Origin of the sequence: Microbacterium sp. R1 (genome assembly GCF_015159725.1) — a bacterium.
Lineage (GTDB): Bacteria > Actinomycetota > Actinomycetes > Actinomycetales > Microbacteriaceae > Microbacterium > Microbacterium oxydans.
Genome location: NZ_JADDUD010000004.1, coordinates 232760 through 245084 on the forward strand (window position 1 = coordinate 232760; position 12325 = coordinate 245084).

7 protein-coding genes are annotated in these 12325 nt (G+C 68.2%); 2 read left to right on the forward strand and 5 right to left on the reverse strand.

The window, feature by feature from the left end; translation table 11 throughout:
• Window positions 1–8: 8 nt before the first annotated feature.
• Window positions 9–1829, forward strand: a complete 1821-nt coding sequence (locus ILP86_RS16485) for a beta-galactosidase family protein (protein WP_193762470.1) — start codon at window positions 9–11, stop codon at window positions 1827–1829.
• A gap of 265 nt (window positions 1830–2094) precedes the next feature.
• The gene (locus tag ILP86_RS16490) at window positions 2095–7281 is read left to right on the forward strand and encodes an endo-alpha-N-acetylgalactosaminidase family protein (protein WP_193762471.1); all 5187 of its coding nucleotides are present in this window, start codon (window positions 2095–2097) and stop codon (window positions 7279–7281) included.
• 320 nt (window positions 7282–7601) lie between these two features.
• Here the strand turns inward: ILP86_RS16490 and ILP86_RS16495 are convergent, their stop codons facing one another.
• From ILP86_RS16495 to ILP86_RS16515, 5 genes are all read right to left on the reverse strand, one after another.
• A complete protein-coding gene (locus ILP86_RS16495) occupies window positions 7602–8600 on the reverse strand; it encodes a carbohydrate ABC transporter permease (RefSeq protein ID WP_227751329.1) in 999 nt (332 codons plus the stop codon).
• Window positions 8597–9574, reverse strand: a complete 978-nt coding sequence (locus ILP86_RS16500) for a carbohydrate ABC transporter permease (RefSeq protein WP_227751330.1) — start codon at window positions 9572–9574, stop codon at window positions 8597–8599. Before ILP86_RS16500 ends, ILP86_RS16495 begins: the two co-directional genes overlap by 4 nt.
• A gap of 90 nt (window positions 9575–9664) precedes the next feature.
• Window positions 9665–10987 (reverse strand): ABC transporter substrate-binding protein, encoded by a 1323-nt coding sequence (locus tag ILP86_RS16505; protein WP_227751331.1) that lies wholly within the window; start codon window positions 10985–10987, stop codon window positions 9665–9667.
• Between the two features lie 196 nt (window positions 10988–11183).
• Window positions 11184–12005 (reverse strand): MOSC domain-containing protein, encoded by an 822-nt coding sequence (locus ILP86_RS16510; RefSeq protein ID WP_113680994.1) that lies wholly within the window; start codon window positions 12003–12005, stop codon window positions 11184–11186.
• A gap of 80 nt (window positions 12006–12085) precedes the next feature.
• On the reverse strand, window positions 12086–12271 hold the full coding sequence (locus tag ILP86_RS16515; protein ID WP_029259537.1) for a DUF3073 domain-containing protein: 186 nt from the start codon (window positions 12269–12271) through the stop codon (window positions 12086–12088).
• Window positions 12272–12325: the final 54 nt, after the last annotated feature.

Consider the following 12325-nt stretch of genomic DNA (forward strand, 5'->3'; position numbering starts at 1 on the left):
GGAGCGCTATGCCTGACCTTCTCGCCTCGGCTGTCGACGCCGCGTCCGTTGCCGTCGACACTCGGGCCGCCGTGCCGCCGATCGGCGCTCCCGCCCTGTCCTGGCGCGACGGGGAGATCCTTCGCGACGGCGTCGCGCACCGCATCATCGCCGGTTCGATCCACTACTTCCGGGTGCATCCCGACCAGTGGGAGGACCGCCTCCGCCGCCTCGCCGCGATGGGCGCGAACACGGTCGACACGTATGTCGCGTGGAACTTCCACGAACGCGTCGAGGGCGATGTGCGCTTCGACGGCTGGCGCGACATCGAGCGTTTCATCCGCATCGCCGGAGAGGTGGGCCTGGATGTCTTCCTGCGGCCGAGCCCCTACATCTGCGCGGAATGGTCCAACGGCGGCATCCCGTTCTGGCTGTCCGGCCGCGTGGCTGCTCTGCGCACGAGCGATGCCGACTTCCTCGCGGCCGTCGACGCCTGGTACGACGAGCTGATCCCCCGCCTCGTCCCGCTGCAGGCTGCCCACGGCGGACCCATCGTCGCGATCCAGGTCGAGAACGAGTATGGGTCGTTCGGCAGCGATCCCGCCTACCTCGCGCATCTGCGTGACGGACTGCGCCGCCGCGGGATGGTCGAGATGCTCACGACCGCCGACGGCATCACGAGCGACATGATCGAGCACGGCAGTGTGTCTGGGGCCATGGCGACATTCACCTTCGGCACCGGCGTCGCGAAGGCGGTGGAGCTGCGTCGTCACGGCGATGCGCTCATGTGCAGTGAGCTGTGGGGCGGGTGGTTCGACCACTGGGGGGAGCGGCACCACGTGCGTTCGGCCGCGAGTGCCGGCGGCACCATCGAGGAGCTGCTGCGTGCGGGCGGATCCGTGAGCCTCTACATGGCGCACGGAGGCACGAACTTCGGTTTCTGGAACGGGGCGAACCACGATCAGGTGCTGCAGCCGACCGTCACCAGCTATGACTCGGATGCGCCGATCGGCGAAGACGGCACCCTCAACGAGAAGTTCCATGCGCTTCGGGCGATGTTCGCGCCCTTCCATGCAGCTGCTCTTCCGCCTGTGCCCGCGGCGCCGCGGCGTCAGGGTGCGGCGACCGCAGCGCTCGACCGTCGCTCTTCCTTGAGCGAGCTGGTCTCCTCGCTTCCCACGTCAGGCGAGGTCTCGCCGCGACCACGCACCTTCGAAGAGCTCGGCGCCGAAGACGGGCTCGTCGCCTACGAGGCCGACGTGTCCTTCCCTGCCGATGCGACGCTCACTGTCGACGGACTGCACGACCGGGCAGTGGTGTTCCTCGACGGCGCTCGGCTCGGCGTGCTCGAGCGTGATGGCGAGACGTCTCTGCCCCTGCCGCGCGAAGGTGGCGTCGGCCGGCTCGTCATCGTCGTCGAGAGCCTGGGTCGCATCAACTACGGCCCCTACACCGGCGAGGGCAAGGGCATCATGCGTGGCGTGATGATCGGTCGCCGACTGGTCAACGGGTGGACGCATCGACTGATCCCGCACGACGCTCCTGCGGCGACCTCCCCTTCCGCCGACCCCGCCGCCGACGGGGTCGCCGTGGCCTCGTTCGATATCGCCGAACCGCTCGACGCCTGGCTCGCCTTTCCCGACGGCTCGAAGGGCATGGTCTGGTTGAACGGATTCCTCCTCGGCCGGTACTGGAAGATCGGACCGCAGGAGACGCTGTACGCACCGGCGCCGCTGTGGCGGACGGGCCGCAACGAGATCGTGGTGCTCGACACCGACGGACTCGGCGCGACGGTCGAGATCCGCGAGCAGCCCTCCTTCGGCGAGACCGAGGAGTTCATCGGCTCCTGACCGCTCTGCTGCTGCTCCGAGACCCATCCTCCGCGCCGAGACCCATCGTCTCAGGCGGCTGGGAGGGTGGGTCTCGGCGCGGAGAATGGGTTTCGCTGCCGCAGCACTTCGAGGCATGTTTGCGCTCGCCTAGCGAAAAGCCTTGATATAGGCGACCACGTGCGCTTACAGTGATAGCGCAAACATCGATGTGGATCGTCGATGACCACTTGCGGCGCACCGGGGCGTCCCTCCTCCCGACGTCGCTCCGATCGAGAGGCAAGACGTGTCGAAACCTTCCCGACCGCCCCGCGCCGCCGTCGCTCTCAGCTCCGTGCTGGCGACCGCGCTCGCAATCGGCGGTGTGCTCACCCCGGCGACGGCCGCGCAGGCCGCCGACCTCGTTCCGGCGCCCAAGACCGACTACCGCCTGCACGCGGTCTCGAGCGAGTCGGACCCCTATCCCGCGCCGCCGTCGCTCGACGGCACCGCGCTGGGGGCGTTCGACGGCGATTTCGCGACGCAGTGGACCTCGCGGTACTCCGCGAACGCCCCGTTCCCGCACTGGATCGTCGTCGACCTGCAGCGCTCGCTCTCGGTGAAGGCCCTCGACTACTCGGTCAAGAAGGGTCAGGGCGTCGCCGCCAAGACGGTGGAGGTCTATGTGACCGATGACGCGGATGTCGCGCGCAACTCTCCGGCCGACGGCGGATGGGGAGCGGCCTCGGCAACGGCGACGCTGCACGCACCGACGGCGAACGACGAGAAGCAGCGCATCACCCTGGACTCCGCCAAGGACGGCCGCTACGTGGCGTTGCTCGTGATCGACGCGCAGGGCACCACCGGGGGAGGCGCGGGTGAGATCGAGGTCCTCTCCGACGAGCCGCTGCCTCCGATCGTCACCGAACCGGAGACGCCCGACACCGACGAGACCGTCGAGATCGCCGCCGGCGGTACGACAGCCATCGTGTCGACCGAGTTCCCCCGCATCACCGGATACCGGGTGGGCGGGGAGCGCATCGCCGGCCAGCGCAGCTCCGCGAAGACCTGGTCGGTGAACGGCACCACCTATCCGTCGACGACCACCTCGACATCCTCGGCGACCGGGGTCGACTACGTGTCGACGCTCACCGGCATCGACGTGACCGTGCGCAGCAGCATCCGCGTCGCGAAGGACGGGACCGTCGGGTTCGAGGTCACCGCTGTCGAAGGCGGGGCCACCGTGACCACGCTCGGACTCCCGGACAACGCGTTCCTCTCCGTGAGCGCCGCGGATGCCGGTGCAGCGCTCGACCGCACCGTGATCAGCCCCGACAGCACGAAGAACGCCGACGAGCACATCGCGGTCAATGCCTCGACGGCCACCGGCCAGAAGGGGGCGGCCTTCGCCTTCCTGGGCAACGGTGCGCTCGTCGGCAGTGTCATCACCAACGCGACGACGCAGGCATCCGGTGGCACAGCCTCCTGGAACACGCGCCTGACCACGCGCGTGACCGAGTCGGCGGGACGCACCGCTGAGATCGGATCCAGCGCCTGGCTGATCCACCCGACCACCGCCGTCGACAGCCGCGTGACCACCTACGCGCTGCCGAAGGTCTCGGTGCTCCTCGCCGCCGACCGCAACGGTGACGCGGCGGTCGACTGGCAGGACGCGGCGATCCGCTACCGCGAGGTCGACACCCCGCGTCTCGGCGCCGACCGGGTCGCAGAGCGCGTCGTCAGCAGGATTCCGTTCAACTTTGCTTCGAGCGCGACGAACTACTTCGACCTCACCCTCGACAACACCAAGCGCATCGCGAACCAGACCGACGGCCTCGGACAGTGGGTGCTCAACAAGGGCTACGGCAGCGAAGGCCATGACTCCGCGAACACCGACTACGGCGGGAACTACAACGAGCGCGCGGGTGGGCTGACCGACCTGAACAACCTCGTCGACGAGGGGGCGAAGCTCAACGCCGACATGAGCGTGCACGTCAACGCCACGGAGATGTATCCGCAGGCGAACGCGTTCGACTCCGCGATCATCGACGGAGCGGCGCCCTACAAGCCGGGCTGGAACTGGCTCGACCAGTCGTACTACATCAACCAGCAGGCCGACCTCGGCACGGGGCGCGTGCTCGACCGCTTCCAGCAGCTGCGCGACGAGGTCCCCGGCCTCAGCGGCGTCTACATCGACGTGTACTACTCCAACGGGTGGGTCGCCGAGGAGCTCGCGGACGAGCTGAACGGCATGGACCTCGAGGTCGCGACGGAGTGGGGCGACAAGTTCGTCGACAGCACGGTCTGGTCGCACTGGCCGAACGACCTCAGCTACGGGGGCGTGACCAACAAGGGCATCAACTCCACGATGGTGCGCTTCATCCAGAACGGGCAGGCCGACGTCTGGAACAACGACGCCCTGCTCGGCCAGCAGCGTCTGGTCGACGCCGAGGGATGGGTCGGCAACCGCAACTGGGACGGTTTCATCGACAACATCTGGACGCAGAGCCTGCCGACCAAGTTCCTGCAGCACTTCGACCTGTTGACCTACGAGGCCGGTGCGGAGGCGACTCTGACCGATGGTGTGGCCGTGCGGATGGACGGCAGCACCAGGGTCGTCACCATGGACGGCGCGACGGTGCTGCGCGGCGACTCCTACCTGCTTCCGTGGCAGTCGCTGGCGTCGAACCAGGACGCCGGCTCGCCCGTCGATGCCGACAAGATGTATTTCTACTCCGCATCCGGCGGCGAGAAGACCTTCGGTCTCACGGACGCGTTCCGGGGCAACACCACCTTCGATGTCTTCGAACTCGGTGACCAGGGCCGCGTCAAGGTCGGTACGGCCACCGCGAACGGCGGTGAGCTGACGCTCAGCGGTGACAAGGGCGCGGCCTACGTCGTGGTGCCGCAGGGCGGCGCACAGCGCGCGGCGGTCGAGTACCGCGATGCCGGTCTCGACGACCCGGGGTTCAACTCCGGTTCGCTCGATGTGTGGAACCCGCAGGGCGATGTGACGATCGAGCGCACCGACCTCGGCGGTGCGAAGAACGAGTCCCGCGGCGACAACATCGCCGTGTTCGGCCCCGCTGCCTCGTCGATCTCGCAGACCGTGACCGGGCTCACCCCCGGCCAGCGGTACGCGTTCTCGGCTCAGGTGCAGATCGATCCGACCGCGACCCGTGACGTGAGCGTCTCGGTCGACACCGGCTCCGGGGCGGTGACGCGCACGTGGAACCTCTCCCCGACGTACAACTACATGCGCGCCGACTCCAAGGCGGGCCAGTACTACCAGCGAGGCTCGACGTCGTTCCTCGCTCCGGCGTCCGGTGAGGTGAGGGTCTCGATCGGTGCCGTCGCCGGCGACGCGAAGGTGCGCATCGACAATGCCCGCGTCACTGCCGACACCACCGGCCCGTTCGCACCCGGCACGGTGTACTCGAACGACTTCGAGGGCAACGAGGCGGGTTGGGGACCGTTCGTGAAGGGCGACGCCAACGGCATCGACGACCCGCGCACCAGCATCTCGCGCCGGCATGACCCGTACGCGAGCAGCGAGTGGCGCAACACCGCCAAGCCGTTCGATGCGGGGCCCCTCGCCGGTCTGGCCGTCGACACGACGCTCAACGGCGACCACTCGCTCATGTCGCACTCCGAGAACAGCGGGGTCGTCTACCGCACGGATCCGACGCTCGTGCCGCTGCAGGCCGGGCACTCGTACCGCATCGGCTTCGACTATCAGGCCGGCGCGAGCGGGGCGTACCGCTGGCTCACCGGCACCGATGCGGTGGCGGGTGGCAAGGTCACCTCGACCACGCTCAGTCGCACCGGCATCACGCAGGCGTTGGAGACGACGCCGTTCTCGCAGGACGTGATCGTCGGCTGCGGCGACTACACCTGGGTGGGACTCGAGCGCGTGGGCGGACCGGACGTGGACTTCGTCTTGGACGACTTCACCGTCACCGACCTCGGCCCCACGGCCGGCGGCACGCCCTGCGCGACCGTCTCGGGCGAAGCGGGCGTCCTGAGCCCCGGGGCACAGACCGCGTTCACGACCACCTTCACCAACAGCGAGTCGATCGCCGTGGAGAACATCGGCGTGCAGCTCGAGGTTCCGGAGGGCTATGTGGTCGAGGTCGCCGACGGTTCGTCGAACCTGTTCGACGAGGTCGCGGCCGGCGACAGTGTGGAGACCACCTGGCTGGTCACCGCGCCGGCAGAGGGGGCGGGTACGACGGTCGGCATCGGGATAGCGGCGACGTATCTCGCCGACTGCGATGTGCGTACGGTCAGCACGACCCAGGAGGTGTCGGTGTCCTCGCGGGCACGCATCCCCAACGCGCAGATCTCCGCGACGGCGAGCTCGGAGGAGACCTCGGGCGAAGACGGCGCTGCCGCGAACATGCTCGACGGCAACGCCGGCACCTTCTGGCACAGTCGGTGGAGTTCGGCGGCCACCTCGTACCCGCACGTGCTGACGTTCGACCTCGGTGCTGCCGAGCAGGTCGACGGCATCTCGTACCTGCGTCGCGGTGCCAACCAGAACGGACCCATCAAGGGATACGAGGTCGCGGTGTCGACGGACGGACAGGCGTACACACCCGTCGCCTCGGGGGAGTGGAAGAACGTCGCCGAGTGGCAGGACGTGGACTTCGCGGAGACCACGGCTCGCTACATCCGCGTGACGGCGCTCTCGTCGATCTCGGGAACACAGTTCGCCGCAGTCGCCGAGATGGCCGTCTACGGATCCTCTGCACCGCGGGCCGGCCACGCCCCGGCGACCCGTCCTGCGGATGACCTGAGTGCGTGCAACCCGGTGATCGACCCGAAGCTCGGGCTCGACAGCGACACGGTGCGCGCCGGCGAGACGGTGGGCATGGCGCTCACGGGCTTCGCGCCGCGGTCGACGGTCTCGGTCTGGCTCGACGGCTCCAGACTGACGGAGGCCACGGTCGATGCGGAGGGTGCGTTGACGACGCGGCTGCTGATCCCGACGAACACCGAGGTCGGGAAGCACCGGGTCATCGTGCGGGATGCGGCAGGCGCCGAACTCGCGAGCGCACCGTTGAAGGTCAAGAAGGCGAAGCCGGGGAAGAAGGCGACCGTCACGGCCTCCATCGGTTCGGTTGTCGCCGGAGCGAGCGTGACCGTGCAGTTGAGCGGTTTCGAGCCCGACGCTCTGGTGCAGCTCTGGCTGCACTCCGAACCGGTGCGCATCGGCGAGGTGACGGTGTCGGCCGAGGGCGATGCGGTGGCCACGGTCACGATCCCCGCGGCGACGCCGGCCGGAGCACACGCTCTCGTCGTGACTGATGCCCAGGGCGTGGAGCTTGCCAGGGGCGATCTCGCGGTCACCGCAGCAGCTGGAAGCAGCAGCGGCGGAAACCTCGCGACGACCGGCGCTGACGGCGCTATCTGGGCGGGCGCGGCGTTCGCGGCTTTCGCCGCCATGGGCCTCGGTCTGACCCTGTGGCTGCGGAGGCGCCGCCACAGCTGACCCCTCGCGTGATGAGCAGAGGCGGTCCGGGAGCATCCCTCCCGGACCGCCTCTTTCCGTGTGTCACGGTGCCGGCCCGCTCTCCGTGTCGGGAGGAGTTCGCCTCGTCGAGAGGAGCTCTCCGTGTCGGGAGGAGTTCTCCTCGTTGGGCGGTGGTCTCCTCCCGCAGTTGCCGCCGGTTGAAGAGCTCTCCTCCCCACGAGGACAGCACATGCAAGGGGCCTGCGGCGGGCCGGGCCATGCCCACCCTCCTCGGGCCCTCCTCAGGCCCACCCTTACGGGAGGACTTCTCCCCGTCGGGAGGAAGATCACGGGCGCAATCACCTCCCCACACGCAGAAGTCCGCCCTCGGCGCAGTGCCGAGGGCGGACGGGGTGCCGTGCGGGGGCCGACGGGTGGGGACCCTTCACAGCGCCGGCGGCGAGGCCGGAGCGCCAGTACTTCTGCAGGGCGAAGAACAACAGCACGAGCGGGATGACTCCGAGCAGGGCGCCGAGCATGACGGCTCCCTTGTCCGGGGCGAAGTAGCTCACCATCCCGTAGAGCCCGAGGGTCACGGGCTTCAGATCCTGACTCGAGATCATCATGAGCGGCAGCAGGAAGTTGTTCCACGTGGCCACGAAGATGAACAGGAAGATCGTCACCATCGCCGGACCCAGAAGCCGCATCACGATCGTGAAGAAGATGCGCGCCTCGCCGGCACCGTCGATGCGGGCGGCTTCCAGCAGTTCGGTCGGCACCGACGACTGGGCGTAGACCATTCCGAGGAAGACGCCGAAGGGCGACACCGCAGACGGGATGATGATCGCCCAGACGGTGTTGGTGAGTCCGAGCGCCTGGAACTCGATGTACAGCGGAACGGTCAGCAGTGCGACCGGGAGCAGGAGCCCCGCCATGATGACACCCACCGCGATGCGCTTGCCGGGGAAGGCGAACTTCGCGATCGCGTAACCGGCCATCACCGCGAACAGGGTGCCGATGACGCCCGCGCTCACGGAGTACAGCATCGAGTTGCCGACCCACCGCCAGAAAAGGCCCTGTGTCCAGTTCATGAGGCTGTCGTAGTTCGTGCCGAGGTTCCAGTCGGCGAACCAGAAGCCGAAGGTCGACGTGAGGTCGGTGTTGTTCTTTGTCGACGCGACGATCAGCCAGTACACGGGCACGAGGAAGTACAGCGTGGCCACGACGAGCGCGACGATGCCGAACGCCCGAGCGGCCGGTGTGGGGGCGATCGAGGGTGGCGGGGCGTCCACGTCGCGCGGTCTGCGGGGCCGTCGGCGCGGGGAAGCTCCTGTGGTGATGAGGCGCGTGGTGGTCATGCGTCGCCCTTCCGGCGCTGCAGCAGCGCGTACACGATCGCGAGCACACCCGCGATCAGAGCCATGAGCAGGGAGTATGCCGATGCGGGGCCGCTGCCGGACGGCGAGATCTCGCCCATCATCGTGTTGTAGGTGAGCATCATGGGCGTGAAGTCCTTGCCCATCCACGAGTTCGCGGCCTGCAGCACGACCGGCTCGTTGAACAGCTGGATGGTGCCGATGATCGACAGCAGCACGGCGAGCAGCGCGGCTCCCCGCACGAGCGGCACCTTGATGCGCATCGAGATCTGGAAGCCGGACGCGCCGTCGAGGCGCGCGGCCTCGTACAGGTCACGGGGGACGGCCTGCAGTGCTGACAGGAAGATGAGCATGTTGTAGCCCGTGTAGGTCCAGGTCGTCATGTTCGCCATCGAGAACAGGATCGTTCCCGGCGCCATGAAGTCGGTGCCCTCGGGGAGGAACGGCAGGAAGGGTGAGACCTCCGGGGTGTAGAGGTACAGCCACATCATCGCCGCGATGATGCCGGGAACGGCGTAGGGGAGGAAGAAGGAGAGCCGGAAGAGGGTGGGACGGCGCACGATGAACGAGTCCAGCAGCAGGGCGAGTCCGAGGGCGACGAGGATCATCACCGGGATCTGCAGCGCGGCATAGAGCACCACGCGACCCATGCCGGTCCAGAACGACCCGTTGGTCGCGGCGGTGATGAAGTTCTCCAGACCGACGAACGTGTCGACGAGCTCACCGCCGCCGTAGAGTCCGTCACCCGCGGGAACCTGTGCGAAGAACGACGACCGGATCGACACGATGATCGGGACCAGGAAGACCAGTATGAACAGCACCGCGAACGGCGTCATGAACAGCCAGCCCGTGAGGCCTTCCCTCCGGGTTCCGAACCGGCGTCTGCGGGCCGGATCCGTGGGGCTGCGCGGCGGAGCTTCCGGTGCCGCGCCCCGCGTCTCGGTCACTGTGACCATGGTGTCGCCTCTCGATGTCAAGACGACGGCGGAGTGCACGATTGCGCGTGCACTCCGCCGTCGATCATCCGATGATGCCTTCTCGCCCGGTCACTCCGCGACCGGGAGGCCGAGGTCCTTCAGAGAGGCCACTGCCGTGTCCTGCGCCGTGGTGAAGATGTCGGCGACCGTCGCGGTGCCGGCCACGGCTGCCGCTGCGGTCTCGTTCATCTTCGACAGCGTCGAGAAGCCCGGCGCGTAGGGGAAGTCGGGGTTGAGGTTCTCGGTGGCGGTGCCGAGCTCGGCGAGCACGTCCTGTCCGCCGAACTGGCGCAGCATCTTCTCGGGGGTCTCCACGTCGCCCTTCGCGGCCACGACGAGGCCCTGCGACGCGAGGTCGTCGACCTGGGTGTTGAACCAGTCGTTGAACTCCATCGCCTCGGCGGGGTGCTCGCAGCCCTTCATGACCGAGACACCGGAACCGCCGTCGGGGCCGCTCATGGCGCCGGCACCGAAGTCGGGGAGCTGGGCGACGCGCCACTGTCCTTCTGCCGGGGTGCCGTCGAGCGAGTCGAGGAGGAATCCGGCCTCCCATGCCGCGCCGACGTGGCCGATGAGGCTGCCGTCGTTGAGGGCGGCCGTGAAGCCTTCGCCCCAGCGCTCGGTCGCGAGGGTCTGCTTGCCGTCGAGCAGACCCTGCCAGAACGCGGCGACGCGCTCGGAGCCCGCACCCTCGGCGTCGACCTTCCACTCGTCGCCGGCGGTGCTGAACCAGGTGTCGCCTGCCGCAGCCGACTGGGCGGCGAGCCAGTTCTGCGCCTCATCGGGGGTGAACGCCGTGACGTACTTGCCGGCAGCCGCTGCCGTGGCGGAGTCCGCCGTCAGGTCGTCGAGCGTCTTCGGGGCATCGAGCCCGAGCGCCTGGAACTCGGCCTCGTTGTAGAAGTACACGAGGGGTCCGGTGTCCTGGGGGAGGCCGACGATGGCGTCGCCGACCTTCATGCCACTGAAGGCTCCGGCCGAGAAGTCGTCCTCGTACTTCTTGGCCTCGTCCGCGACGTCCTGCAGCAGACCCTTGACGAACAGCTGCGGCACCTCGGAGTATCCCGTCTGCGCGAGGCAGGGTCCGTTGCCCGCCTTCACGTCGGTCTCGAGCTTGAGGATCATGTCACTCGACTTGCCGTCGAACTTCGTCGCCTTGACCTGGATGTCGGGGTGCTCGGCGTTCCAGCGATCGACGATCTCGGACGTCGGGGTCATGCCCTCTCCATCGGGAAGACGGTGCAGGTACTCGATCGTGACGGGTTCGCCGCCGGCGCCGCCGGCGCCGTCGTCTCCGGAACCACCGGATGAGCAGGCTGCGAGGCCGAAGGCCGACACCGCGCCGACGGCGACGATCGCGGCGGTGCGGGTGAAGCGAGGGGTGATTGCCATGCTGTTCTCCTCTTTGAGGTCATGTTCCTGCGGATCGCCCTGGGCGGGGGATTGGCGTCGTGGCGCCGTCGATCACATGCACATCAAATCAGAAAATGTTTGCGCTCACAAGCCTGAGATGATGACCTCTCGGCCGAAAACGCGATGCGGAAAGGGAGCGCTGACATCGAGCAACCCGCCCGTTCGAGCGTGGCATTCAGCGGGCGAGGAGCTCGTCGCCGACGTGGACGACGCCACCGTGCTGAGCGCCGTCGTCATCCGCGGCCGGCCAGCCGGGGAGAAGCAGCCGTCCGAGGGTCGGCTCCTGTTGGCCGAACGCTCCGGTGAGGGTGGTGAGGACCTTCGCGTCCCGCCGGCCGTCGTCGGGGTTCGCGTGGGTCGCCAGGCAGCGCACGATGGGGCCGGCGGCGCGGAAGCACAGCTCCCCGATGCGCACGTCGTCCGTCCACTCGAGTTCGCTCCACGGGTCGGCGTCATCGATCACGATGTTCGAACGGAATCGCCGATCGTCGATGCTCATCCCGAGCGCCTCGCCCAGTGCGCGGATGCTGCCCCGGCTGTGCACCGAGACGTAGCCGCGCGAGCGGTCCTGGAAGCGGGACGTCTCGCCGTCGCCGACGAGCACGATCGGAAGGCGGCCCGGCCGTCGGAGGCGGCGACCCTCGGGGGTGGCGAGGACGAAGTCGGTGACGGCATCCGCGATCTCCCGGCGCCCCTCCTCGTCGATACCTGCGTCGACGAGTGTCGCACCGGCGTGAACGATACGGATGCGGCGGCTCCCGTCGTCGTAACTCGTGCGCAGAGCGGCGAGCGCGGGGAAATCCTGGAGGGCGAGCCCCTTGGCTTTGGGCCAATAGTCGAAACCGTCGCGGTCCTCCGGCTCGGTCGCGTCTGCGAACCGGAACGCGAGCACGCGATCGCCGCCGACTCTGCCGTCGGACTGCACCGTCAGGGACTCACGTCGTTCGGGCGTGAGGCCCTTGATCGGGTGACGGTAGAGGGCGACGACGCGAGGCATGAGGAGATCCTCTCAGCTGCCGGCCCCGGAGCACGAAGAAACACCCGCACGTCGTGCGGGTGTCACGAACAGAGGGGCGGTCAGGCCTTCTCTAGTTCGTCCTCATCTTCGTCGGCGTAGTCATCTGCCCACTTGTCGACATATGCGTCTTCGTCTGTCGGATGACCCAGCTCGCGCTCGAGCGCGGAGTAGTTCACCGACGGACTGTACGCCTTGAGTTCGCGGGCGATCTTTGTGTGCTTCGCCTTCTGACGGCCACGGCCCATGCGCGAGACCCCCTCACGAGTTAAGCGGCGGGGTTCGAGGCCCGCGGCATTTTT